The organism is Paenibacillus soyae (genome assembly GCF_024623455.1).
Taxonomy (GTDB): Bacteria; Bacillota; Bacilli; order Paenibacillales; family Paenibacillaceae; genus Pristimantibacillus; species Pristimantibacillus soyae.
Genome location: NZ_JANIPJ010000021.1, coordinates 98,673 through 122,415 on the forward strand (window position 1 = coordinate 98,673; position 23,743 = coordinate 122,415).

The 23,743-nt window shown below is 57.2% G+C and carries 23 protein-coding genes; 10 read left to right on the plus strand and 13 right to left on the minus strand.

Annotation, left to right across the window (positions count from 1 at the left end; genetic code table 11):
* Positions 1 to 212: 212 nt before the first annotated feature.
* From NQZ67_RS24030 to NQZ67_RS24045, 4 genes are all read right to left on the minus strand, one after another.
* A complete protein-coding gene (locus NQZ67_RS24030; protein WP_257450959.1) occupies positions 213 to 2,465 on the minus strand; it encodes a cellulase family glycosylhydrolase in 2,253 nt (750 codons plus the stop codon).
* 462 nt (positions 2,466 to 2,927) lie between these two features.
* Positions 2,928 to 3,584 carry a hypothetical protein gene (locus tag NQZ67_RS24035; protein ID WP_257450961.1) on the minus strand — a complete coding sequence of 219 codons (657 nt, stop codon included), beginning with the start codon at positions 3,582 to 3,584 and terminating at the stop codon, positions 2,928 to 2,930.
* Positions 3,581 to 3,970, minus strand: coding sequence for an MmcQ/YjbR family DNA-binding protein (locus NQZ67_RS24040; RefSeq protein ID WP_257450964.1), 390 nt, complete (start codon positions 3,968 to 3,970; stop codon positions 3,581 to 3,583). Before NQZ67_RS24040 ends, NQZ67_RS24035 begins: the two co-directional genes overlap by 4 nt.
* A gap of 25 nt (positions 3,971 to 3,995) precedes the next feature.
* Entirely contained in the window at positions 3,996 to 4,664 is a 669-nt protein-coding gene (locus tag NQZ67_RS24045; RefSeq protein ID WP_257450966.1) for a YdeI/OmpD-associated family protein, read from the minus strand.
* Between the two features lie 167 nt (positions 4,665 to 4,831).
* Between NQZ67_RS24045 and NQZ67_RS24050 the strand changes: the two genes are divergently transcribed.
* The 8 genes from NQZ67_RS24050 (at position 4,832) to NQZ67_RS24085 (ending at position 12,778) form a co-directional block, all read left to right on the plus strand.
* The gene (locus tag NQZ67_RS24050; protein ID WP_257450968.1) at positions 4,832 to 5,677 is read left to right on the plus strand and encodes an STM4015 family protein; all 846 of its coding nucleotides are present in this window, start codon (positions 4,832 to 4,834) and stop codon (positions 5,675 to 5,677) included.
* Entirely contained in the window at positions 5,637 to 6,920 is a 1,284-nt protein-coding gene (locus NQZ67_RS24055) for an STM4014 family protein (protein WP_257450970.1), read from the plus strand. Before NQZ67_RS24050 ends, NQZ67_RS24055 begins: the two co-directional genes overlap by 41 nt.
* Before the next feature lie 7 nt (positions 6,921 to 6,927).
* Complete coding sequence (locus NQZ67_RS24060) at positions 6,928 to 7,716, plus strand: STM4013/SEN3800 family hydrolase (protein WP_257450972.1); 789 nt, start codon at positions 6,928 to 6,930, stop codon at positions 7,714 to 7,716.
* A 71-nt stretch (positions 7,717 to 7,787) separates the two neighbouring features.
* Positions 7,788 to 9,149 (plus strand): STM4012 family radical SAM protein, encoded by a 1,362-nt coding sequence (locus tag NQZ67_RS24065; RefSeq protein ID WP_257451021.1) that lies wholly within the window; start codon positions 7,788 to 7,790, stop codon positions 9,147 to 9,149.
* Positions 9,146 to 10,096 (plus strand): STM4011 family radical SAM protein, encoded by a 951-nt coding sequence (locus NQZ67_RS24070; protein WP_257450975.1) that lies wholly within the window; start codon positions 9,146 to 9,148, stop codon positions 10,094 to 10,096. Before NQZ67_RS24065 ends, NQZ67_RS24070 begins: the two co-directional genes overlap by 4 nt.
* Positions 10,093 to 10,650, plus strand: a complete 558-nt coding sequence (cysC, locus tag NQZ67_RS24075) for an adenylyl-sulfate kinase (RefSeq protein WP_257450979.1) — start codon at positions 10,093 to 10,095, stop codon at positions 10,648 to 10,650. The genes NQZ67_RS24070 and cysC overlap by 4 nt, the downstream gene beginning before the upstream one ends.
* 137 nt (positions 10,651 to 10,787) lie before the next feature.
* On the plus strand, positions 10,788 to 11,378 hold the full coding sequence (locus NQZ67_RS24080) for a TetR/AcrR family transcriptional regulator (protein ID WP_257450981.1): 591 nt from the start codon (positions 10,788 to 10,790) through the stop codon (positions 11,376 to 11,378).
* Between the two features lie 353 nt (positions 11,379 to 11,731).
* On the plus strand, positions 11,732 to 12,778 hold the full coding sequence (locus tag NQZ67_RS24085; protein WP_257450983.1) for a DUF418 domain-containing protein: 1,047 nt from the start codon (positions 11,732 to 11,734) through the stop codon (positions 12,776 to 12,778).
* 107 nt (positions 12,779 to 12,885) lie between these two features.
* Here the strand turns inward: NQZ67_RS24085 and NQZ67_RS24090 are convergent, their stop codons facing one another.
* The 3 genes from NQZ67_RS24090 to NQZ67_RS24100 are packed head-to-tail and all read right to left on the minus strand — an operon-like array spanning position 12,886 to position 16,630.
* A complete protein-coding gene (locus NQZ67_RS24090) occupies positions 12,886 to 15,087 on the minus strand; it encodes a carbohydrate-binding domain-containing protein (protein ID WP_257450985.1) in 2,202 nt (733 codons plus the stop codon).
* A gap of 51 nt (positions 15,088 to 15,138) precedes the next feature.
* Positions 15,139 to 15,831: a DUF4956 domain-containing protein gene (locus NQZ67_RS24095; RefSeq protein WP_257450987.1), complete on the minus strand. Its 693-nt coding sequence runs from the start codon at positions 15,829 to 15,831 to the stop codon at positions 15,139 to 15,141.
* On the minus strand, positions 15,824 to 16,630 hold the full coding sequence (locus tag NQZ67_RS24100) for a polyphosphate polymerase domain-containing protein (protein WP_257450989.1): 807 nt from the start codon (positions 16,628 to 16,630) through the stop codon (positions 15,824 to 15,826). The genes NQZ67_RS24095 and NQZ67_RS24100 overlap by 8 nt, the downstream gene beginning before the upstream one ends.
* 241 nt (positions 16,631 to 16,871) lie before the next feature.
* On the opposite strand from NQZ67_RS24100, the gene NQZ67_RS24105 reads away from it, so the two are divergent.
* On the plus strand, positions 16,872 to 17,549 hold the full coding sequence (locus tag NQZ67_RS24105) for a response regulator transcription factor (protein ID WP_257450991.1): 678 nt from the start codon (positions 16,872 to 16,874) through the stop codon (positions 17,547 to 17,549).
* Positions 17,550 to 18,839 (plus strand): sensor histidine kinase, encoded by a 1,290-nt coding sequence (locus NQZ67_RS24110; protein WP_257450993.1) that lies wholly within the window; start codon positions 17,550 to 17,552, stop codon positions 18,837 to 18,839. It begins immediately after the preceding gene.
* A gap of 410 nt (positions 18,840 to 19,249) precedes the next feature.
* Here NQZ67_RS24110 and NQZ67_RS24115 read toward each other — a convergent pair whose 3' ends face one another.
* The 6 genes from NQZ67_RS24115 to NQZ67_RS24140 form a co-directional block, all read right to left on the minus strand.
* Positions 19,250 to 19,765 (minus strand): C40 family peptidase, encoded by a 516-nt coding sequence (locus tag NQZ67_RS24115; protein ID WP_257450995.1) that lies wholly within the window; start codon positions 19,763 to 19,765, stop codon positions 19,250 to 19,252.
* A gap of 181 nt (positions 19,766 to 19,946) precedes the next feature.
* Entirely contained in the window at positions 19,947 to 20,396 is a 450-nt protein-coding gene (locus NQZ67_RS24120) for an SRPBCC family protein (RefSeq protein WP_257450997.1), read from the minus strand.
* Complete coding sequence (locus tag NQZ67_RS24125) at positions 20,389 to 20,739, minus strand: MerR family transcriptional regulator (RefSeq protein ID WP_257450999.1); 351 nt, start codon at positions 20,737 to 20,739, stop codon at positions 20,389 to 20,391. The genes NQZ67_RS24120 and NQZ67_RS24125 overlap by 8 nt, the downstream gene beginning before the upstream one ends.
* Before the next feature lie 92 nt (positions 20,740 to 20,831).
* Positions 20,832 to 22,310 carry a protein adenylyltransferase SelO gene (locus tag NQZ67_RS24130; protein WP_257451001.1) on the minus strand — a complete coding sequence of 493 codons (1,479 nt, stop codon included), beginning with the start codon at positions 22,308 to 22,310 and terminating at the stop codon, positions 20,832 to 20,834.
* Between the two features lie 77 nt (positions 22,311 to 22,387).
* Positions 22,388 to 23,482 carry a GerAB/ArcD/ProY family transporter gene (locus NQZ67_RS24135; protein ID WP_257451003.1) on the minus strand — a complete coding sequence of 365 codons (1,095 nt, stop codon included), beginning with the start codon at positions 23,480 to 23,482 and terminating at the stop codon, positions 22,388 to 22,390.
* Between the two features lie 30 nt (positions 23,483 to 23,512).
* A complete protein-coding gene (locus tag NQZ67_RS24140) occupies positions 23,513 to 23,743 on the minus strand; it encodes a hypothetical protein (RefSeq protein ID WP_257451005.1) in 231 nt (76 codons plus the stop codon).

Genomic DNA, 23,743 nt, shown 5'->3' on the forward strand with positions numbered 1-23,743 from the left:
CACCGTTTCGGCGGTGGACAAGGATCATTCTCGGATGAATAAAGGCCTATGGTTCCGTAAGAAGCCATAAATGCGATTTTAACCGCACATAAGGTCTGTGAGTTCCGTAACGGAGAGATTCGAACTTTGTTTTGGCTAGCAACAAAAAACAGCGACAGTCCAGGGTCGTACTTCCTCGCCCTTGGCTGTCGCTGTTAGTCAAACGTTAGTGATTAAGCGTTCATTCCCGCGAACAAACGGTAGATCATGACAGCCGCTTCGGCGCGCGATGCGAGGTCGAACGGCTTGAAGCTGCCGCCTTTGCCTTGCAGAATGCCCGCTTGCTGCATTTGAGCTACGGCTTCGACGGCATATGCGCTGATCGCATCCTGATCGGCGAAGGCTTCCGCGGCTGCGCCATCCGCCGCTTCAAAGCCCAGCTCCGTCATGGCGCGGTACAGCATAACCGCCGCGTCCTGCCGCGTAATTTCGGCATTCGCGCCGAACTTTCCGTTGCCTTGGCCCGTTACGATGCCAAGCTTCTCCGCGCTTGCTACGGCTGCCGTATACCAAGCGTCTTCCTTCACGTCAGAGAAGGTGCTGACCGCCGAATCGTCCACCAGACCCAGCGTGTTCATCAGCATTTGGATGAACTCCGCGCGCGTGACCATGCCTTCCGGCTGGAACATGCCTTCGCCCACGCCCTGCACGATGCTGCGCTCGGCCAGGAACGAAATACCGTCCTGCGCCCATGCCACGCCCCCGAGATCGGAGAAGGAAGCGGAGCCTGCAGTTGTTCCGGTGCCGGTTACTGACGTACCTTCCTTAATCAGCTTATACTCCAGAACTTCGCCGCTCCAGAAATGAAGCTTCAATTGCACTTCCTTGCCTTCTTCTACTTCTTTGAAGAAGTTTTCTTTCAGCAGGATCGTTTGGTTCGCGTAGTTAGGGGTGAACGTGTACGCAAACTCCTTGAATGATGTCCAGTTCTGCGGGCCGGCGTTGCCGCCGTCCGTATATACGGCTTCCATGGTTGCCAGGCTGTCCCCGCGGAACAACGCCGGAATTTCGAAGCCGGTTGCTTCTCCAGCCGCGCTGAAAACAGAAGGCGTGTCGTATTCAATTACGTTGATGGTCCATTCCATGCCTTGGTTGAACACAACCGTCAATTCCGCTTTTTCGCCAAAACCGCTTGTGGAAGCCAGTTCCTCGAGCAAGCTTGCTTTGACGGTCAGCTTGTCGCCTTCCACTGCATAGTCCGCGCCTGCTTCCAGCTCTTCGCCGTTCAGCTCGAGCGCTTCGAACGTATTGCCGTTTAATTGAAGCGTTTTCACAACATCTGCAATTTCTTCGCCTTGCTTCAGGTAAATAAAATCCGAGTCAGCCGTTCCGGAGCGGCCCGACCAGCTGGCTTTCATCATTTCGTACAACGGCTGGTTCGACCACTCGAACGATTGGCGGCCGAAGTGCTGCCCGTTATCCCACAGCATGTGGGTCAGCTGTTTTTCTTGCGCGTAATGAATCATGAATTCAAAAAACTTCAGCTTCTCGCCCTGCTCGATCGCGTTCAAGTCGGTGTCGAAGCCGAGCAAGCCGAATTCGCCAATAATGACCGGAATGCCGTTCTTCACGAACTTGTCGTGTACGCGGTCGAATACGGTGATGATGTCCTTCTGCGTCTCCTCGTTAAACGTGGTGAATCCGGCAATGTTCACGCTGAACGGCCAGAAGCCGTAGTAATGCACCGTCGCGATAATGTTCGGATCCGGCTTGGCCAGCGCTTTGATCCAGTCGTAGAGCGCATCCACCTTGTGGGTTTCCGAGCCTGTGTCGAGCGTCGGCAGCACGATTTTGCGCACGTCGTTGATGCCGCCCGAGCTTCTTACGATGTTGTAGAATGCGGTGTTGAGCTCGTCGATGTACTTCTGCTTCTCTGCATCCTCGCCTTCGAAACGAGGCTCGTTGATGCTCTCGAACATCAGCTTCTGCGGCATATCCTTGTAGCGGTCCGCCAGCTGCGTCCAAATCGCTTTGAACCGCGCAAGCGATGCGTCGTGGTCGTTATGCATCCCCTTCTCGAGCCAAATCCACGAGTCGTGGTGGATGTTGATCATGACGTACAGCCCTTCATCCAGCGACCATTCAATAACTTGATCGAGGCGATCAAGGAAGTCCTCTTCGATCGTGTAAGGCTCCTCCGTCAGCATGCGCTGATCGAACGTAACCGGAATACGAATGCTCTTGAAGCCTTGATCCGCGAGGTTCTCGATAAATTCTTGCGTAACGCGCGGGTTGCCCCATGCGGTTTCGTCTTCGCCGACGGCATCGAACGTGTTGCCCAGGTTCCACCCTGGCTGCATATCGTTCACGTAATCTTGCGTCGTCTTTACTTCATTTTGCGCATCAGCGGCAAATGCTGCGGTAGGCAGGCATAGCGCGAGCACGAGCATGATCAGTACGGTAAATCGGCTTGCTTTTCTCAACACAGTAACCCTCCTCAAACCTATTGGTAACGCTTCCAAGAAACTTTACCATAACTCAATTGGAAGAGAATACCTTCATATTTAGAGGAAAAATCATGTAAAAAGTGGATATGCTGGGGCGGAGGGCTGCAAATTGGGGGAGGCCCAGGTGGTTAGGCGCGGCGGTTAGGATAGTAAGCGCATGAGCCGGAGTAAGCCGGTTTTAGCGGCTTACTGGCCTTGCGGCGGCGGGTTTCGAGCCTGTAAGCCGGTTTTAGCGGCTTACTGGCCTTGCGGTAGCGGGTTTCGAGCCTGTAAGCCGGTTTTAGCGGCTTACTGGCCACGCGGCGGCGGGTTTCGAGCCTGTAAGCCGGTTTTAGCGGCTTAGCGGCCTTACGGCGGCAGGTTTCGAGCCTGTAAGCCGGTTTTAGCGGCTTACTGGCCTTGCGGCGGCGGGTTTCGAGCCTGTAAGCCGGTTTTAGCGGCTTATTCCTGTCGCGGCGCCACCCCGACAGCCCCGCATGCTTTCGCGAGCTTCTTGGCGGCCTTCTGTACGGCCGCCTTCGAATCGCCGGTGTATGCGCCGGCGATGTCCGCGAGCTCGCCCGCGATGTCCGGCGCGACCGCCGTAAGAGGGACAAGCCCCTCCAGCACACGGCCTCGATGCTTGCCCTCGCAGACAAGCAGCGCTTCCCGCAGCGCGGGTAGCGCCTGCCTCGCCTCCTCCGCGCCAGCCTTCGCGGCATTCGCGATCATATCGATCGTGTAATCGCGCACGATCGTGCTGGCGTCGGAGGACACCAGCTCGCGAAGCCCGGCAAGCGAGCTTAAGACTCGCGCAGGAATGAGACATGCAGCGAGAGCCAAGGCATGCGCCGCTTCCCAGCGGACCTTAGTCGCGCGGTGTCCCAGCAAGCCGAACAGCTCCTCCGCGTAAGGAACAACCAGCCGCGCATCCTTCTCCGCTACTTTGGTCATGACCTCCGCGCAGTCCGCTATGAGCTTCGGCTTCTTCACCGCCAGCAAGCCGGCCGCGATATCGGCAAGCGCCTCAGGGTTGTCCAGGCACAGCGCGGCGACCCGCTCATTGGACTCCTGCGTCTTATCTCCGGCCTCGGATGACAAAAGAGAGAGCAAACTCATTCGCTCCCTCCTCCTTGTCCGCTCTCCAGCACCTGCTTCACCAGCCGCTTCGGCGCGGCAAGCAAATAAGCAGTGCGGATCAAGCCGGCGATTTCGTCCCAGTCCGGCTCCGCCTCCTTGTCGAGCGACACCCAACCATGCTGCCCAAGATACGGCATCCGTATATAGCCGCCCTGCTGAAGCAGCAAATACTGCTGCTCTTTGTCCGACTTGATATGCAAACCCGGCAGACCCTTACCCTCGCCATCGCCCATCATGATGAACGTCTTCCCTCTCACCTTCATGACGTCATGGCCGAATCCGTCGACGATCTCTTCGACCTCCGGCAACGACGCGCAAATGCCGCGTACCCGCTCCAGCATGTCCAATCCTTGCTCCGACTTCATGCCCGAAACCCGCCCTTCAATCGGTTTATTGGCCTCTGCGGCGATACAAATCCATGGTCTTGTACCCTTCGCCGAGAACCGTCTTCATCTCTTCCCGCCGCTTCTCCCGCGTATCCTCCTGCACGGCGCTGTATACGTAACGGGCCCAATCCTTGCGATAGCCCGGCGTCAGAGACTGGTAGAACGCCAGCACCTCCGGAACATTCCGCAAATCCTGCTCGATCTGCGGGACCATCTCGAGGTAATCGTCCACGCATTGGCTCGGCTTCGACGATGGCTGGCGTTTGCGAGCCTCCTCCTTGAAGCCGACCACCGTAAACACGTCATTCAGTCCGACCATGCGCGCGAATTTGACGTTGCTCTCTCCTATGTAGCCGTCTTCGTCCGCGCCGACTCCCGCGAACAAGTCGTCCCGATGAATGTAGGTCGGGTACACCTTATTGCCCTTCTTCGGATAAGCCGCGTACAAGTAGCCGCCTTTGCTCAGCAGGTCGCCCTCCGTTACTTTTTTCGTCAGCTCCTGCAGTTGGCCCATATCGAGCGTAAAAGCAAAAATAAGATCGTATTTGCCGCCGCCCAGCTCCGTGTCGTACGAAGCCAGTCCCTCGAGCAGATCCTCGCCCTCCGGACGGTATATGACAGCCTTTTTGCCGAATTTGTTCAAATTGAGCTTTTCCACGATGGTTTTGGACATAGGATGACCTCCGGATGAATAAGTGTGATTGTAATTTTATTTTACCATTGTGCCCCGATCTAGTCGCTCTATTAATCTTCTTTAAAGAAATTGACGCCAACTATTTCCAGATGATAGGGTTAAGCTGAAGTACCAGTTTATTTTTTTTATTGCGGGAGGGAACCTTCATGGCGGAAATCAAGCTCAAAGTCGATTACGACGATTATGAAGAAGGCAAACGCATCGAGACGGAACTGGAGAAGCTGGCGGCCGGCTCGGACAGCGCCGCGATCACAAGCCTCATCATCGGAGATTGGGGGCAGGCCTACGAGAACAGCTCGGAGGATGTCGTGAAAGCGATGGTTCAGCACAAGGACAGCTTTCCCGCCCTGCGCAAGCTGTTCATCGGCGAAATGAGCTACGAGGAATGCGAAATTTCGTGGATCGTGCAAAGCGATCTGTCTCCGCTGCTCGAGGCGTTCCCTCGGCTGGAATCGTTGACGATCCAGGGCGGGAACGAGCTGCGCCTCAGCAGCTTGCAGCACGACAGGCTGGAGGAGCTGCGCATCATTACCGGAGGACTGAGCAGCGCCGTGCTGGCCGATATCGCGGGGGCGCGGCTGCCGAATTTGCGTAAGCTCGAGCTGTATCTCGGCGTCGAGGATTACGGCTTCGACGGCGGGCTGGAGGATGTGCTGCCGCTGATCGAGCCGGGCCGATTCCCTAACCTTACATACCTCGGACTCAAAAACAGCGAGCTCCAAGACGATATCGCGATCGCCGTCGCCGACGCGCCGATTCTGGAGCAGCTCGAGACGCTCGACCTGTCGCTGGGCACCCTGACGGACGAGGGAGCGGAAGCGCTTCTTGCCAGCGATCGGATCAAAGGGCTGAAGCAGCTTGATCTGCATTACCACTACATGTCCGACGACATGATGAAGCGCTGGCAGCAGAGCGGGCTGCAGGTTGACGTGAGCGACAAGCAAAAAACCGATGACGACGAAGACTGGCGTTATCCGTCCATTACGGAATAAGACGGCGGCGAGGCCGCTGATCGTCATCGGCGTGCCCGGCGACAAACGGACGGATGGCATTCAGAAGGCGAGGGAGAAGCTGGGCTTGCCGCCTGCGCTAATTGCGCCTTACGCCGACCTGCTAAAAAGTCCACGAACGCTGCAGGAGCTGGCGGAGTCTTGGCTGAGACGGCAGCCGGAGCCTGCCGCCGCTCCGCTGCTGCGCATGGAATCGCCGGGCGGCGGCTTCGAGCTCGAGCGGGCGCTTATCGCGTTGGGCGCGCCGGACGCGGCCGCTTATGACGGCGATGATGAGCTCCATGCGTACGGCCATCTGCCGGACCCGCAGCCGATGAGCGCGAGGTTCGCCCTGCAGCTGCGGGAATCGCCGGGCCGGCTGTACCATCCGTCGCAATGGTACCGCGGCTATTGCCGCATGCTCGCGCGGCTGCGCTTCGAAGCGGCCGAGTGGCGGCCGGATGCCGAATGGCAGAACGACCCCGTCGATATCGCGGCGATGACCGACAAGCGGCGGACCCAGCAGCTGCTCGCGGCGGCCGGTGTCGCCATTCCAAAGCCGCTAAGTGACAGCGCGCGGGATTACGACAGTCTGCGCGAGGCGATGAAGGAGGCGGGCATGCACCGCATCTTCATCAAGCTCGCAACCGGATCCGCCGCGTCGGGCGTCATCGCCTACCAGCGCCATCCGACGACAGGCGCCGAGATTGCCATGACGACGATCGGCATCGAGCGGTATGCCGCCCGTCCTCCGGCTTTTTATAATGCGGGGAAGCTCAGGCGTTATACCGACTCCTCCGACATCGCCGCCATCGTCGACTGGCTGTACCGCCACGGCGCTTACGCGGAGCAGTGGATCGCCAAACGGGACTTCGAAGGCCGGGCCTTCGATATCCGGCAGCTCGTCGTGGATGGAGAGCCTTGCCATGCCATCGCTCGCGTGAGCTCGACGCCAATTACGAACCTGCACCTGCGCAGCGAGCGCATGCCGCCCGAGCAGGCGGAACTGTCGCAGGAGTCTATCCGGCAGGTACAGCATGTGGCAGCAAGCGCCGCGGCCGCCTTTCCCCGATCCGCCGTGGCAGGCATCGACGTTCTCGTCTCCGAGGGCTCGGACCGCTGCTATGTGGCGGACGTCAACCCGTTCGGCGACCTGCTCTACGGGGTCGAACATAAAGGCATGGATCCCTATGAATGGGAAATGCGCACGCTGTTCGGTTTGAACGGAAGACACGACAAAGGATGAATCAGACATGACGACAGACATGAACGCCATAGTCGGCACGCACGACATTCTTATGATTACGCTGGACACTCTTCGTTACGACGCGGCCGTGCTGGAAGAGCCGAACTGCCCGAATCTATGCGGCAGCGGTCCATGGGAGAAGCGGCACACGCCGGGCAGCTTCACCTATGCCGCGCACCACGCCTTCTTCGGCGGGTTTCTGCCGACTCCGGCGACGACGGATAAGTCTACGCATGTTCGGCTGTTCCACTCCGCCCGCACCGGGATGAAGACGCATCCTCACACCTGGCTGTTCGATACGCCGGATATCGTGTCGGGGCTTGCGGCCGAAGGGTACCGGACGGTTTGTATCGGCGGGGTTATTTTTTTCAGCAAAAAAGTGCCCCTCGCCCGCGTTCTCCCCGGCTACTTCCAGCAAAGCTACTGGCGGATGAACTTCGGCGTGACGAACCCGAAATCGACGGAGCATCAGGTGAGCCACGCCCTTAAAGTGCTGGACGGCACGCCGCCCGATCAGCGGCTGTTCCTGTTCATGAACGTATCGGCTATCCACGGCCCGTCCCACCATTACGTGCCGGGAGCGCGCCATGATTCCGTGGAAAGCCAGCGAGCCGCCCTTCGTTATGTCGACGGGGAGCTGGGACGGTTGTTCCAGGCGTTCCGCGAACGCGGAAACCCGGTCTTCTGCCTCGCCTTCTCCGATCACGGCGAAGCGTTCGGCGAAGACGGCTACCACGGGCATCGGCTCGCCCACGAGACCGTATGGGACGTGCCGTATCGGGAGTTTATTTTGTAGAGGATGCATGCAATAAGTTCCGAAAGGAGGGATACGGCATGACCTTGCCTATATCGCATTCGGAGAGCCGGATGGAATTCGATGACCGCTTCGGCATCTCCGCCGACGACGTTCACCAATGGAAAAACCGCATCACGGCCGAGCCTTACCGCTCTTATCTCTATTCCTATCCGCACAAAACGGCCTACCGGGAGCTGGATCCCCCTCTGTCTCTGAAGGAGCTGTGGCAGTCGGAGCCGGCGGCTTCCTATTTCCTGTACATGCATATTCCGTTCTGCGGCGCCCGCTGCGGCTTCTGCAACCTGTTCACGCTGCCGGACAAACGGGACGACGCGCATGTTCGTTATGTCGACGCGCTCGAGCGGCAAGCCCGGGAATGGGCGGGCCTGATTACCGGCAAGCCCTATGCCCGGTTCGCCATCGGCGGCGGCACGCCGACGCTGCTGTCCGCGGAGCTGCTCCGGCGTTTGTTCGGCATTGCTTACGACGTAATGGGCGTGGACGGCGAGTCCGTCTCGGTTTCCGTGGAAGCTTCCCCGGAGACGATTACGGCGGAGAAGCTGGATGTGCTGAAGTCCGCCCGGGTCGACCGGATCAGCATGGGCATCCAAAGCTTCGTCGCCGGCGAAGCGGCGGCCATCTACCGCCCGCAATCGCCCGAGGTCGTGCGGGAAGCTCTGGACCTGTTGAAATCGTACGCGTTCCCGATTCTGAACCTGGATCTCATCTACGGCCTGCCAGGCCAGTCGGTGGAGAGCTGGCTATATTCGCTGGTGGAAGCTCTGAAGTACGAACCGGAGGAAATTTTCCTCTATCCGCTGTACACCCGCGATCATACGATCGTGAAGCCCGAGCGAATCGGCAGCGAGCCGGATCTTCGCATGGCTTGTTATTCCGCGGCGCGCGAGGTGCTGTCGGAACGCGGATATGCGCAGTCTTCGATGCGGCGCTTCGCGAAGGCTTCCGCGTCGGGCAGCGGCAAGAAGCTTCTCGACTATAGCTGCCAGGAGGAGGGCATGGTCGGTCTCGGCTGCGGCGCCAGGTCCTATACGCGGGAAGTGCATTATGCGTCGCGGTACGGCGTCAGCCGCAAGGCGACCGAGAGCATCATCGCGGATTACGTGGCCGCGGACCGGTACGACTTGGCCAACTACGGCATAGTGCTCGGTCTGGAGGAGCAGAAGCGGCGGTTTATTTTGAAGGCCCTCCTGCATAGCGAAGGGCTGCGGCTCGCGGATTACGCGTCGCGATTCGGGACGCAGCCGTGGGAGGATATCCCCGAGCTGTCGATGCTGCCGTTGTCCGGGCTTGCCACGGTGGAGGACGGCGTGCTTCGGCTTACTGCGGAGGGTCTCGCCTATTCGGATTCGATCGGCGATTGGCTGATCTCGGACGAGATCCGCGAACGGATGGAAAGGTTCGTGGTGTTATGAACGCCGTGCTTTATTTCCGAGGGAGCCTCTCCTCTTGCAACTACGACTGTCCGTATTGCCCGTTCGGCAAAACGAAGGACAGCGCGGAGACGCTCGCCAAGGACCGGCAGCAGGCGGAGCGGTTCGTCGGATGGGTTCGGGAGCAAGCGGGCTCGGGGCATCGTCTTTCGATATTTTTTAACCCGTACGGGGAGGCGCTTATCCACCGCTGGTATAGGGACGCGATGGTCGAGCTGTCCCATATGGCGCATGTCGATAAAGTGGCCATTCAGACGAATTTGTCGGCAAGACTGGATTTCGTGAAGGAGCTGAACCCCGGCACGGCCGCGTTCTGGGCGACGTACCATCCGGGACAAGTATCGGAGGATCGTTTCCTTGCCCAGTGCTTGCGGGTGCGCGAGGCCGGCGTGCCGCTCAGCGTCGGCAGCGTCGGGCTCCGCAGCGCGATCCCGGCGATCTCCTGCCTGCGGGCCGCGCTGCCGGACGACGTCTACTTGTGGGTGAACGCCTACAAGGATCAGCCGAATTATTATTCGGATGAAGACCGATGCGCCTTGCAGGCCATTGATCCGTATTTCGAAATCAATGCGATGGATTACGAGAGCCTGGGCAAAGAGTGCCGCGCAGGCAGCAGCGTATTCTACGTGCAAGGCGCGGGACTGGTGAAGCGCTGCTACAAGGACCGCGGCATTATCGGCAACCTGTACCGGGACGGATTGGAGGGCTTGTCTTATAAGCGCGCGTGCCGGATGAATGTATGCGATTGTTATATCGGCTACATTCATATGCCGCATCTGGAGCTGTCGAGCGTGTATGGAGGCGGGCTGTTGGAGCGGATTCCGGTTCAAGCCGGCAACGAGAAGAAGTCACGGGGCGCAGCGCTCACAAGCGTTGCATTCGGATCCATGCACCAACGCGGCACGGCCGAAAGAGGTGCGCCGTCATGATGATCGATGAAGCTTCCCCGTCGCAGGGCCTCACCCTCTGGCTGACCGGTCTCTCCGGCGCGGGCAAGAGCACGATTGCCGCCGGGGTAGCGGAGGAATTGCGACGGCGCGGGGAACGCTTGGAATGGCTCGACGGCGACGAGCTGCGGCGCGCATTCGCCGGTACGCTGGGCTTCAGCCGCGAAGACCGGTTCGAGAGCATTCGCCGGGCCGTCTACATTGCCAGCCTATTGAATCGTCATGGCGTGACGGTCATCGTTTCCATGATCAGCCCCTACCGGGACATGAGAGACTTTGCCCGAGCGGAGCTCCCACGCTTCATGGAAATCTACGTCGACTGCCCGATCGAGGTCTGCGAGGCGCGCGACGTCAAAGGACTTTACCGGAAAGCGCGACGAGGAGAAATACCGGCTTTCACCGGCATCTCGGATCCGTACGAGATCCCAATCGCTCCCGATCTTACGTTGCGGACGGCGGAAAGATCCGTGGATGACTGTGTGGCCGCCGTAATGGAGCGGTTATCGGGGCAGTGTACTTCTATGCTCAACAGCTAGCTGGAATCAATCAGGCGGTCCACATCGGATAGCCTGATTTTTTTTGTAGTTCATGGTCCACGCCTGCATGAAGCCTACTCCATGGGCCGTTATGCTATACTGGATCATATATCATTATAAATTGGGGTCTGAAAAAAATGGCACGATACAAAGCAGAGGAAACCAAGCACTTACGAGAGGCACGTAAAGATCAAATATTGAAAGCCTCGCTAAAAGTGTTCGCGGAATATGGAGTCGAGGGCACGAAGATGAGCATGATCGCCAAAGCTGCTAATTTAAGCCACGGACTCATGTACCATTACTTCGAGTCCAAGGAAGAATTGCTGAGGACCAGCTTGCTCTGGGCGATGGATGGAGCTGAACAGTTAATCGAGGAGGTCCGGGCTTCGTCCGCGACACCTCTTGAGAAAATAGGGCATTTCACCCGGACGGCGATTGCCGCAGGGAGCCATGATGTGTTCCGAATGATTCAAAGCTGCATGAAACATCCGGATCTGGACGAAGAGACGAAGAGCTTGATCATGCAGACAAGCGAAAAGTATGTTTTACTACTAGTGCCCATTCTAAAAGAAGGTCAAAGCCGCGGCGAGATCGTCGCGGAAGATCCGGACAAGCTTGCCAATCTCTATTTGACGATTCTATCCGGATTGATTGCCGACGACGTGGGCTGGCTGCATCAGAATTTGGATTGGAGTATACGCATGCTGCTCAAGGTTATTCAAAAATAAGGACTTGAATCCGCGATTCCTGGAAACAGAATCTCCCTCCCGTTACATGGGCATTTTTGAGATGAAAATGCCCATTCCTCTACATTCCGTAATGACTCCCTTTCGGTATTTTTATGTTGATAGTTGACATCCAACCTCTTCCACACCTATCATTATTATTGACTGATTAAGTCAATCAATATTTAGCGGGAGGTTTAATTCATTTGAGTAACGGAAAAACCAACACATTGACTGGCCCTGGCCCGGTTTCGCGGAAAGATCGATCGCTAGCGCCAGATTTAGGCCGCGGCTTTATGCTCCTGTTGATCGTGATCGCGCATGCGCCCATCTATTTGTTTTCGGCGGAGAATTTTATGTTTACCCGTCCACTGGGCGAGAATGCGCTCGATGACATCGTCAATTTGTTCGGCCTGCTATTTGTGGATAACCGGGCTTATCCGATGTTCGCTGCATTGTTCGGCTATGGGCTGGCGTCTGTTGCAGCCCGCCAGCTGGATAAAGGCATACCGGAAGTCGAAGTGAAACGCTTGTTGCGGCGCCGATCCTGGCTGTTGATCATCTTCGGATTTATACATCTCGTCTTTATTGGCGGAGCTGATATCCTTGCCGCGTATGGCGTTTCCGGGCTAATTCTCGGCTCGCTGCTGTTTAAATCGAATAAAACACAGATTCGAGTTCTATTCATGACCGGTCTCGTCTATTTGTTCCTTATTCCGCCAGCTTGGAATATGTTGTATCCGATATTGACGGGAGAAGAGATGAACATAGGACTGACCCCATCCCACACCTACTTCCTTCTTGCATCCGAGCATGCGATGGCTTTTCCTATCATGCTCCTTATGAATTTGCTTCTCTTTCCGATGCTGCTTATTATAACCGCCGGAATTTGGTCCGCCCGTAAACGGTGGCTGGATCGCCCGGATCTCTTCCGCCCTCAGCTGAAGCGGATCGCCTTGGGCGGAATCTTTATATCCCTAATTGGGGCACTTCCCTACGCCCTAGTCGGCGCAAATATGTGGAAACCGGAATCCGGGTTGGTCGGCTGGCTTCTAGCTATTCATATTCTGAGCGGCATTGCCGGCGGTTTAGGATATTCGGCTCTAATCGCGTTGTTCAGCTTATCAGCCCGCCGAACAGCCCCGAAATTGGCGGGTTTACTGGCATCAGTCGGCAAACGGTCGCTTACCTTTTACATTTATCAAGAAGCGATTCTGATTCTGCTGCTCTCGCCGGTCGCCCTCGGACTGGGAGGCGAGCTTAACAGCGCCGGGGCGTTCGCAACCGCAGTTCTGATCTGGTTATCCGGTCTCGGGATTGCTGCCTGGCTCGAGAAGCGCGGCTGGAACGGGCCTGCCGACGCTTTGCTGAGATGGTTCACTTATCCACGAAAGAATGGCTAAACGAACTTGTACGAATGCTCCCCCTTCTGCCTTTGCAATAAACAAACAAGGCTGTCTCCCATAGAAGACAGCCTTATGGCCTTAAAGCCTATTCCTTAGTGCTGGGTTTATTGCGCCTCAGCGCCCGTATCCGCCGCGCCCTCCGGAGGGGCTACCGGGACGGTGCCGTCGCCTGCGCCCGGCGCCGTGCCGTCCGCCGGCAGCTGACCACCTTGGCCTCGCATCGGACGCTGGCCGCCGCCCATGCCGCCTCGGCCGCCTCCGCCCATGCCCATGCCGCTTTGGGCGGTCGTTACGCCCGACTCGTTCACCCAAGTGACGGCGCTCGTGATCTCGAAGCTAACGACCTCCGTGCCGCCCGTGTATTCGCCGCCTTCATACAAGCCGTTCGTTTCGGTGCCGGTCGACGACCCGCCCGAGAACACCTTGTACGTGCCGCCTTGCTTCAAGTCCGGCGAGCTGATCATCACCGCCTGGAACGTCTTGGCCGGAGCAAAGGTTGCGATCGCATTGCCTTCGTCGTCCTCGAGGCGTACGAGCGTGCCTGCCTCCAGCGTCGACGGGAACATCATCAGCACCGATTGCTGACTCGACGTATCGGAGGTCGCCTGCAGCATACCCGAGCTGCCCGCAGCGATCAGATAGCCGCCCGTCATCTCGAAGGTGCCGTCATAGTCGAGCGAGCCGTTGCCCGCATTGGTCGGACCGCTTACGGTCACCGTGCCTCCGCTCATTGCGATCGAGCCGTTCGAGTCCAGTCCGTCGCCGCTCGCGTTTACGCTATGCGTACCGCCGCTGATGGTCAGCATATGCGTGCCATCGGTAATCGTGTTCTGCCCGGCTCGTCCGTTAACGGACGAGCCGTCGTTGCCGCCGCCCACGTTCACGCCGTCGTCGGAGGCCGTCACGTTGGTCTCGCCACCCGCCAGCTTAATGACGGAGCCTTCGATGCCTTCGTAGCTCTTCGTAATATCGATCTTGCCGCCTGCGATCGTAACCGCCGAATCCGCATGAATGCCGTCGTCGCCGGATGTAAGCGAGAATTCGCCGCCCGCGATCGTCAGATTGCCATTGCTGTGAACGGAGTCGTCCGCGGAGTCGATCGTGAACGTACCGCCGCCTATTTGAATATCACTACCGGCCTTCAGCGCTTTGGCGCTGGTCGATTCCTCTTCGGCTGCCTCTGCGGTCGTTGCCGCCGCGTCCGTCGTGCTCGCCGCCGCTGTCGTTACTCCTGCATCCGACGCGGACGCAGCGCTTGCTTCGCTTGCGGCGCCTGCCGCATCGCCCGTACCCGGCGCAGCCGGCATCTCTCCTCCTCCAGGGAAGCCTTGACCGCCTCCGCCCCAGCCTCCGCCGAACTCCTCGGTATGCGTCTCGCCGTTCACGCTGCCGCCGCCTGTAACGAGCGAGAACGTGCCGCCTGCCACCAGCATCGAGGTTTCCGCTTGGAGCGCGTCGTTGCCGGACGTAATATCGAACACGCCTCCGCCGATCGCGATAATGCCTTTGCCTTCTTCCTCGGCGTTCGTCGATTTGACGCCGTCACCGCCCGCTTCTACCGTAAGCGCCGTGCCTTCCAGAGCAGCCACACGGTCTTTGCCAAGCAGGCCGTCATCGACTGCCTTCACTGTAATCGTGCCCGACACCAGCTTCAAGTCGTCTCTGCTGTTGATGCCGTTATTGAAGTTCCCTTCCACCGTCAGCGAGCCTGTCCCGTTAATGGTCAGGTCTGCTTTGCTATACAATGCCGCGTTCGGCTCGTCGGCGTTCGCATCAGCATATGAGTACTCCGCGCCATCCGACAGCTTATTGTCCGTGCCTTCCTGCAGCGTCATAACAACCTTGCCAGCCTCCAAAATATACAGCGGAGCATTGTCGTTATGATGCAGCTCTACGCCGTTCAATACCAGTCGCACCGTGCCGTCCGGCGCGTTCACCGTCAGCTGGCCGTCGCTAAGGCTGCCGCTCAGCACGTACGTGCCGGCTTCCGTAATGCTCACCGAACCGCCATCGCCTGCCGCTGCTCCCGCTCCCGTCACGGTGGCCGACGCGCCGTCGAATACAATCTTCGTCGCGCTATCTTCGCTCCACTCCGTGCTGTAGTCTTCCTCGTCGAACTCCACGAGCTCGTCCATCGTCAGCGCCGTTGTCGCCGCATCCGTCTGCTGGTCCGCGGAAACCGTCTCTACGACCGCCGCGTTGCTGGTCGCCGCCGTATTATTGCCGCCATTGCTGCAGGCCGAAGCCAGCAGCACGGTGCACAAAGCGACGACGCCTGCGAAGTGCTTCATTTTTGTTGTTTTCATATCGATCATCCTTCCGGAAATAAATTTGATTTGCATGTTCGCAATCTCTTCTTAATAGTCGGCCGCAACCGTGGGAACCATCGTTAGCGATATATCCAGATTGCCGTTGCGGCACCGGATCGCGTCAAGGAAATCCTTCTGATTCGTGTTCGCGTCAAGCGTTACGTAGTACACCAGCTCGTACAAGCTGCCCAGCTCGGTCGTGCGGATCCTCTTGAGCTCATACGCTACGCCGAACGTCGCGAATACTTCGGCGAACGCTTCTTCGTAGCCCAGGCTTTCGGGAATGGTCACTTTCAGCTGCTTCTGAGCCGACTTTCTCGCTCCGAAGTTGGTTTTGCTAAGGACGAACATCAACGCGCAAAGGATCAAAGTGAACAGCACCGCGTAGCCGAACGCCCCTACGCCGCAGGCCAAGCCGGCCGCCATCGTGAACAGGACGTACGCGATATCCTTCGGATCGCCGGGCGCGCTTCGGAACCGGATGATGGAGAAGGCTCCCGCCAAGCTGAACGCCCGGGCAATATTGCTGCCGATCAGGAGAATAATAATGGCGACGATCGTGGGCAGAATGACCATCGTTAACGTAAAATTTTGTGAATAGCCGGTCGGGTTCGTCTTCATATAGGTGAAGCTGATTAAGGCGCCAAGGGCGATGGCGATCAGAATCGTGACGATCGAGCTGCCAAGCGTCATCGTCGTTGTCGCAGTGGTCGGGTTGAACAAAGTTTCGAAATCAAACATAGAGTACACGCTCTCTTTCCATGAATGGTGTTGGTGTTGTCGTCTGAGCGGCCGACATGGTCTGCTCTAGCAGCGAAGGCCGCGCATGGCCGTGTCTGACCGTCTTCTTGTATTCGTTGCCGTATTTGGAGAAGCTGGTGCGGAACAATCCGTGCTCCGACAGCAGCCGCGACAGCCAGAGCGGAACGGTGTTCTCCGCCTTCACTTCCATCAGCCACTTGTTCGAGGGATCCAGCAGCTCGCCATGATCGCCAAGCTCTAGCCCCAGGTCATGCCGGCGGTGCCGAATGTTCGTGTCGAACGTAATGCGCAGATCCCGGCTTGCCTTGCTGAACATCGCCTTCCGCTCATAAGCGAGATAAACCTTCGGCTCCAGCTCGTAGCGGCTGAGGAAATAATGGATCTCTTCAAGAACTTGCTTGTTCATATAAGGCTGCAGCTCCGGCTTGCTGCCGGTCCGCACGAACTCGTAAGCCTCGCTAAGCTTCAGACCCGTTCTTCGTTTGTTGACGAGGCCGAACACCTTCTTCTTCATCTCCAGATACACCTTCGCGTCGCCGCTTGTCACGCCGTAAGCCCTCAGCCGAAGCTTCTCCTTGTACTTGGGCTTCGACAGGCTCGTCCGGATCAGGGAATGATGCGGGGTATCGAAGTATAGGTTGCTGATCGAATAAAATTCATGCTGCTTGTTGTAATCGTCGAGCTCCATATAATCAAGCAGGTCGCTGTAGAATCGAAGGTATGCCTCATGGTCCAGCAAGTATTTGTTCTCGTACCGGTTGAACACCTCAATGGCCATTCTCGGTTCCGTCCTTTCCGCGGTTCGCTGTGGTCTCATCTCTCATGTCTGTATCTTAGTTCTCCAACCTTTAATGAATCTTAAATGGATTTACAATTCCTCAACATAAATCGCGCTTCTACTATATAGATCGCGAACGCCATCGCCGGGAATCAGTTAAGGTTGGCTAAAGGTTCGCTTGCTATAATGGGGATATCAACACGGATCACCACTTAGAAAATAAGCAAAGGATGAACGACCGATGCGAATCTTGATCGCGGAAGACGAAATACATTTGGCCGAGGCCGTATCGCAATTATTGAAGAAACAAAACTACTCCGTGGACGTCGTCCATGACGGACGATCCGCTTACGATTACGCGCTCAGCGGCATCTACGATCTGCTGCTGCTCGACGTGATGATGCCGGAGATGGACGGCTTCGCCGTCCTTCGCAAGATAAGAGGCGAAGGCATTGCTACGCCGGTCATCCTGCTTACGGCCAAGGGCGAGACAACGGACAAGGTAACCGGGCTCGACTACGGCGCGGACGATTATATCGCGAAGCCGTTCCAGGTCGAGGAACTGCTGGCCCGCATACGCGCCGCTCTGAGACGCAAGGGGGAGGTCGTGCCCGAGGACGCGTTGTCGTTCGGGGATATCGAGCTGAATACGTCGCAATTGAAGCTGACCGTCAAGGGCAAGGAACTGAAGCTGAATTTGAAGGAATGCGAGCTGCTCGAGCTGCTGGTCACGCGGAAGCTGGCCGTGACGTCGAAGGAGCAGATCATCGAGAAATTATGGGGCTTCGATTCGAACGCGGAATATAACAATGTGGAGGTATACGTCTCGTTCCTGCGGAAGAAGCTGGCCTTCCTTCAATCGTCGGTGAAGATCGCGACGATCCGGGGCGTCGGGTATGTCCTGGAGGTGGCGGAGTAGATGTTCAAAAAGCTGAAAAACCGCTTCCTGCTTCTGAACCTCGTCACGATCACCGTGATGATGCTCGCGGCCTTCGTCGCCATCTACACGATTACGTATCGGGACGTCCAACGCGATATCGATATAGAGCTTCATCAGATACAGGAATTTTATTGGAAGCAGCAGGACGACGGCGGACCCAGACGGTTCGATCCGAACGTCGGCGCGCCGCCTGGCGAGCTGCAGAAAACCGATCCTCCCGCCGATCCGGAAGGCGCCGGCTGGCGTCCCGAACGGTCCGTGTCCTTCATGCTGGAAACGGATAGCTCGGGCGCCATTACCGGCACCGACTCGAGATTCGAATGGGAAGAGGCATTCTACCAGGAAGCGCTGGACAAGGCGCTCGCCTCGGGGGCAAGCTCCGGCCAGCTCAAGCTCGACGGCAACGAATGGGCGTTCGTCGTCCAAGCGACCTCGGAAGGCAGCATGCTTGTTTTCATGGATGTCACAGCCGAGCAGGGCTTTCTGACCAATCTCATCTACACGTTCAGCGCCGTCGCGCTTGTCATGCTCCTTGTTATTTATTTGATCAGCCGCTACTTCGCAAGCCGTTATATCGCTCCGGTCAAGGAGGTGTTCGAGAAGCAGAAGCAGTTCATCGCGGACGCTTCCCACGAGCTCAAGACGCCTCTTGCCGTCATTCAGACGAATGCGGACGTGCTGCTCGCCAACCGGGAGGATACCATCTCGAACCAAGCGAAGTGGCTGCATGTCATTAAGCAGGAAACCCAGCGCATGGCCAAGCTGACGGGCGACCTTCTCTACTTGACCCAGATGGAGGACTCGCGCACGACGATGATGTTCGCAGATTTCGATCTGAGCGAAGCCGTAGAGACGATCATGCTGACGATGGAAGCCGTTATATTCGAGAAGGAGCTTGGGCTCGACTACCAGATCGAGCCCGGACTGACGGTGAACGGCAGCAGCGAGCAGATCAAGCAGGTCATTATGATCCTGCTCGACAATGCCATCAAATACGCGGGTCCGCGCGGCTCGATCGCGATCGCGCTGAAGAGGCAGCATCAGGATGTCGTCCTGTCGGTCTCCAACACGGGCGAAGGCATCGCGCCGGAGCATCTGCACCGGATCTTCGACCGGTTCTACCGGACGGACGCTTCCCGCTCCCGCTCCCAAGGCGGTCACGGGCTGGGGCTGGCCATCGCCAAATCCATCGTCGAGCAGCACGGCGGCAAGCTGTACGCGAAGAGCGAGCCCGGCGAAATGACGACGTTTTATCTGCATCTCGGCTGAACCTGCGTATGACCTAACGGTATATGGTGATTGTACCGTTAGGTTCTTTTTTCGCTTTGTATAACTAGTGGCGTCCAAAAATAACGGCGATAGTACCGCTATTTCCACTGCCACTCACCCTCCAAATGAAATAGCGGCGAAAGTACCCTTATATTCTATAATTTCGGGTAATCGGCGGGCACTCCATGCATTTAAAGGTAAAATGTCTGTTATTTCTCTCATTGCAGCCGTTACCTGCAAAAATAATGCCGCTTTTGCCGCTATTCGTACGGGAGCCTCATACGAGGCAGCTGTTCCCTGGAGCAAGCAGTCCTCATGCAAATAGCTCTAACGCTAATAACGACAAAAGAACCTTACGACCGCAGTCGTAAGGTTCTTTAATGGTTTCGCAATTTCAGGGCATCCTACAATTACAGGACGCGTCTAGCCGTCGAATAACGGTGCGTGTAATCGCTCAGCTTGTTGATGCGGACGCCGTTGAAGCTGCTGCCGATCGTGTTGTGGATAAACTGGCCGTTGCCAATATAGATGCCGACGTGGCTGACCGTCTTCGATTTGCCGTTGTTGAAGAGGATCAGATCACCCTTCTGCAGATTGGACTTCGACACGTATTTGCCCGCATACTTCTGGGAAGACGTGCCCCACTTCAGGCTGACGCCGTATTTGCCGAACACGTATTTCGTGAACGACGAGCAGTCGAATACCAATCGGCTCGGGCTGTTCGTTCCGAAGTCATATCTTACTTTGCCTTGCAAAGATTTCGCGAATGCAATAATTTTGTCCGCCTTCGCCGATGCGGTCGTCGCCGACGCGGCATGGGCTTGTCCGATCGAGTTGTCCGTGCCTACCAGGGCATGTCCAGAGAGAAGCGCCACTGCGCAAGTCGTTGCTACTACCGTCTTTGTCATCCAGTTCAGCTTTTTCATCTATGTGATACCTCCTGGTGTGTGTGTTTGCTCGTGCTGCTTGTTTTCTACACAACGGAGTATATCACGGTCAAACTCGCGGATGGGTATTCTGAGCGCTTTCTCATTCCGGCAAAACCTTGTAATCAACCCATTAGGATAAAAATGAAGCCTTTTAGAAGCTGAGCCATGACACCCTGACCTACTTAGCGGCTTCCTCCGCTACACGCTGCAGAAACTCCTGTACAACCTTGTTATTCGCCTTCTCGCTGCCCAGCCTCAGCATCGCCCTGCCGACAAAATTAACGCCTTTGTTATGCCCTTCATATATAAGCTTGGAATGCGAATCATCCAGCCGCTCAAGGGTAAAAGAAAGCATCACCTCGAATGCCTTGCCCAATACGAAGCGAATCCGCTTGTGCTTTCGGTTGTTCTCGTCCTCATAGGCCAACGTGTCGACGATGTACGTCTCCACCCGTTTGCCTTCGCGGTAGCTCTGCCGATGCTTCGATCCTGCCTCTGCGCCCGAACCCTCGATCAGCGTATGCTCCTCCACATTCGGCATGATGCGCTTAATATGCTCATCCGAGAATAACGACCATACCTTCTCGATCGGCGCCGGTATCTTCATCTCTTCCTTCCATTCAATCATCGCTTCGCTCTTCCCTTCCGGACGCAAGGAACTCGTCGATCTCCCCGATACGCGCGAGCAGCTCGTCGATTTGCCCCCGTATGCTCGCCCTCTTCTTCATTAGTAGGTCCTCCAGATGCTCGAACGACTGATCCTCCATCACCGCGATCATCTCCTGAATCGTGAACCCGAAGCCTCGCAGCTTGGACAAGAGGAGCGCCAGGAAATAGCTGCCGTCGTCGTAATACCGATAGTGATTCGACTGATCGATATAGGCCGGCTCCAGCAGCTTCACCTCGGCATAATAACGAAGCGTTTCCTTGCTTAACCCCGTCATCTCGGCAAATTCGCTAATCTTGTACATCGTTCGCCTCCCCCTCTATCCTAAACCGTGGGGTGCACCACAGAGTCAATACCCATCTGTGAAAGAATGGCGAGCCTGCTTTCGTATCAGGATCAGGTCCCGCAGAAGGTCTGATAAGGGCTATTACATGAGGCGGGAAGCTCGGCGTATTCCTCCTGGTCGGGAGAATAGGCATACGGATTGGCCAGCGCGCGAAGCAGCTTCTCCATGACGGCGTAGTCGCTCCGCTCGGCCGCGGCCTCGAGCGCTTCCTCCACCCGATGGTTGCGCGGAATGACGGCCGGGTTGCTGCGCCGCATCAGCTCGCGGGAAGCTTCCTCGGTTTCCTGCTGCCTGCCGAGCCTCGCCTGCCACATCGCCTGCCAATCGCCGAATGCCGCGATGCCGTGAAGGGCTGTCGCTTCCGGCTTACCGAGCGTCAGGGCTCGGAACGTATTCGTATAGTCCGCCCGATGCTCCTCCATCAGCTTCAGCAGCTCTTGGATCAAGGCGTCGTCGTCTTCTTCCTCCCCGAATAATCCGAGCTTGGCCCGCATGCCGGATAGATAGTTCCGCTGGAAGTGTTCGTTAAACTCGGATAGAACGTCCTCCGCCACCTTTACGGCCTGTTCCTCGTCGTCATGAAGCAGAGGCAGCAGCGACTCGGCCAGCCTGGCTAAATTCCATACGCCGATATACGGCTGATTACGGTATGCATAACGTCCGTTCGTATCGATGGAGCTGAATACCGTCGCCGGATCGTAGGTGTCCATGAATGCGCAAGGCCCGTAATCGATCGTCTCGCCGCTGATCGCCATGTTATCCGTGTTCATGACCCCATGGATGAATCCGACCAGCTGCCACTGCGCGATAAGCGAGGCCTGGCGTTTTAATACTTCGCGAAGCAGGAAGACATACCGGTTCTCCTCCGGCTCCGGCGGTTCGCCGTAGTGCCGTCTTAACGCGTAGTCCGCCAGCTCTCTCAGCTCTTCCGCCGAGCCTGCGCCCGCCGCGTACTGGAAGGTGCCTACGCGCAGATGGCTCGCCGCGATGCGGGTCAGCACGGCGCCTTGCAGCACCGTCTCGCGATAGACCGGCTCGCCGGTCGTCACGACCGCCAGACTGCGCGTCGTCGGAATGCCGAGTGCATGCATCGCTTCGCTGATGATATATTCGCGCAGCATCGGGCCGAGCGCCGCGCGCCCGTCCCCGCGCCGGGAATACGGCGTTCTGCCCGAGCCTTTCAGCTGCACGTCGAGCCGCTCTCCTCCCGGCGTCATCTGCTCCCCAAGCAGCAGCGCGCGGCCGTCTCCCAGCATCGTGAAATGCCCGAACTGATGCCCCGCGTAGGCTTGCGCCAGCGGCTCGGCGCCTTCCGGCACGCGATTGCCCGCGAACACGTCGATTTCGTCTTGCCCCCTCAGCGCATCCGGGTTAAGCCCCATGGACACGGCCAGCTTCTCGTTCAGAATAACGAGCTCCGGCTCGGACACCGGGTTCGGTCCCATCTTGGAGTAGAACAAAGCGGAGAGACCGGCATAGCTGTTATCGAAGTTCCAGCCCGCTTCCTGCTTTACGTTTTCCTCTATCATTGCATTCCCCCCATTCCCGTTATCGCTAGAATTATAGCGGCTTTAGTTTTTGCTCCCCTTCGTTAATTATACTCTTTTCACTTGCCGACCGCCTTCTTCGCCTTGGACAGAAGCAGGAGCATGAACGGGAACGCGAAGCCGAATACGAAGGCGAAGGGCGTCCATGTATGCGAGCTGAATTCCCGGAAATACACGATGTTCGGATACACGACAAGCGACATGACGAGCATAATCATCCCGAGTGGCAGAACGAGCGGACGATAGCTGCTAAGCTTGAATACTTGGGCGATGGCCAGCGCGGAAGCGTAGAAGCATAACGTCAGCTTAAAAAATATCGTCAAAAACCAAATGACGGCCATCATCACTTCGATCCGCTGCAGAAATTCGCCAATACGGATTTTTTTGGCCAAGGTATAGCTGGGGAAAGCGTGCCTCGCCGTAAAGTCCCATCCGAGCACCGTAATGCTGAGGCAGGTAATGAGAATCAAGACGAAGCCGCCGAGCAGGCTTCCCGCGAGAAAGGCTTTCCCCGCCTTCTGCCTCTTGTTCACGTAGGGGAGGATCATGAGGAAGACAACCAGTTCGAAATACGGAATCCCCAGAATCGACAAGCTGCCGTACATGATCTTATTCATCCCCATCTCGAATACCGGCTGGACCCGGTCGATATCAATTTGGGGAATGATGAAGAAAACGAGCACCAGAATCAGCACGACGATCCAGGGCAAGAAAATTTCCGACGCGCGCCCGATGACCTCGAGCCCGAGCCGGACGCCCATGACAATAATGACGAGAAACAACACATGGATGGCTTGAATCGGCGTCTCCGGCATGACGATCGTCGTGATGAAATCGCCGATGTTCCGGAGCACCAACGAGGCGAGAAGGAAAAAAAACATAAAATACAGCATCCCGACCAGCTTGCCCGCGAAGCTGCCGAGGATGGTCTCGCAGGACTCCACCAGCGACTGCCCGGGGTGCTGTCTGTCGAGAATAACAAGCATCTGAACAATCCCGGCGCCCAGCGCCACTCCGATTACGGCGGATATCCAGCCATCCTGCCTGGCGACGGACGACAATGCGGAAGGAACGATTAGAATGGCGCTGCCCAAGCTGAAGAGCATGACCAGGATATTGAGCTGAACTAAACTAATTTTCCCTTTCTCGATCATACCGCCCTCCTCCCTTCCATCCCATCCGGATTACATGAATAACGCCTCCAGGAACTTCCCGACCGGAGCGAACACGAAGGAAATCGCATCCAGCGGGTTCGGGATCTCGACCCGCAGGCTTTGCGCGACTCCGAGACCCGTGCCCGCAAGCAGCAATGCGGCGAATAACCAGATATCGCCCCGGCGCTTACCGCGTATGAGGTCGGGCAGTTCCTCCGCGGCGATGAGCGCGCCGATCAGCATAACAACTATCGCCCACAT

Excerpts from the sequence above, each read along its gene's own strand:
- NQZ67_RS24135 (WP_257451003.1), bottom strand. The coding sequence starts at position 23,482 with ATGATCGAGAAAGGGAAAATTAGTTTAGTTCAGCTCAATATCCTGGTC.
- NQZ67_RS24110 (WP_257450993.1), top strand. The coding sequence starts at position 17,550 with ATGTTCAAAAAGCTGAAAAACCGCTTCCTGCTTCTGAACCTCGTCACG.
- NQZ67_RS24050 (WP_257450968.1), top strand. The coding sequence starts at position 4,832 with ATGGCGGAAATCAAGCTCAAAGTCGATTACGACGATTATGAAGAAGGC.
- NQZ67_RS24105 (WP_257450991.1), top strand. The coding sequence starts at position 16,872 with ATGCGAATCTTGATCGCGGAAGACGAAATACATTTGGCCGAGGCCGTA.
- NQZ67_RS24100 (WP_257450989.1), bottom strand. The coding sequence starts at position 16,630 with ATGGCCATTGAGGTGTTCAACCGGTACGAGAACAAATACTTGCTGGAC.
- NQZ67_RS24035 (WP_257450961.1), bottom strand. The coding sequence starts at position 3,584 with ATGAGTTTGCTCTCTCTTTTGTCATCCGAGGCCGGAGATAAGACGCAG.
- NQZ67_RS24070 (WP_257450975.1), top strand. The coding sequence starts at position 9,146 with ATGAACGCCGTGCTTTATTTCCGAGGGAGCCTCTCCTCTTGCAACTAC.
- NQZ67_RS24045 (WP_257450966.1), bottom strand. The coding sequence starts at position 4,664 with ATGTCCAAAACCATCGTGGAAAAGCTCAATTTGAACAAATTCGGCAAA.
- NQZ67_RS24040 (WP_257450964.1), bottom strand. The coding sequence starts at position 3,970 with ATGAAGTCGGAGCAAGGATTGGACATGCTGGAGCGGGTACGCGGCATT.
- NQZ67_RS24090 (WP_257450985.1), bottom strand. The coding sequence starts at position 15,087 with ATGAAAACAACAAAAATGAAGCACTTCGCAGGCGTCGTCGCTTTGTGC.
- NQZ67_RS24115 (WP_257450995.1), bottom strand. The coding sequence starts at position 19,765 with ATGAAAAAGCTGAACTGGATGACAAAGACGGTAGTAGCAACGACTTGC.
- NQZ67_RS24095 (WP_257450987.1), bottom strand. The coding sequence starts at position 15,831 with ATGTTTGATTTCGAAACTTTGTTCAACCCGACCACTGCGACAACGACG.
- NQZ67_RS24130 (WP_257451001.1), bottom strand. The coding sequence starts at position 22,310 with ATGATAGAGGAAAACGTAAAGCAGGAAGCGGGCTGGAACTTCGATAAC.
- NQZ67_RS24060 (WP_257450972.1), top strand. The coding sequence starts at position 6,928 with ATGACGACAGACATGAACGCCATAGTCGGCACGCACGACATTCTTATG.
- NQZ67_RS24080 (WP_257450981.1), top strand. The coding sequence starts at position 10,788 with ATGGCACGATACAAAGCAGAGGAAACCAAGCACTTACGAGAGGCACGT.
- NQZ67_RS24055 (WP_257450970.1), top strand. The coding sequence starts at position 5,637 with ATGACGACGAAGACTGGCGTTATCCGTCCATTACGGAATAAGACGGCG.
- NQZ67_RS24125 (WP_257450999.1), bottom strand. The coding sequence starts at position 20,739 with ATGTACAAGATTAGCGAATTTGCCGAGATGACGGGGTTAAGCAAGGAA.
- cysC (WP_257450979.1), top strand. The coding sequence starts at position 10,093 with ATGATGATCGATGAAGCTTCCCCGTCGCAGGGCCTCACCCTCTGGCTG.
- NQZ67_RS24140 (WP_257451005.1), bottom strand. The coding sequence starts at position 23,743 with ATGTGGGCGATAGTTGTTATGCTGATCGGCGCGCTCATCGCCGCGGAG.
- NQZ67_RS24085 (WP_257450983.1), top strand. The coding sequence starts at position 11,732 with ATGTTTACCCGTCCACTGGGCGAGAATGCGCTCGATGACATCGTCAAT.
- NQZ67_RS24065 (WP_257451021.1), top strand. The coding sequence starts at position 7,788 with ATGGAATTCGATGACCGCTTCGGCATCTCCGCCGACGACGTTCACCAA.
- NQZ67_RS24120 (WP_257450997.1), bottom strand. The coding sequence starts at position 20,396 with ATGATTGAATGGAAGGAAGAGATGAAGATACCGGCGCCGATCGAGAAG.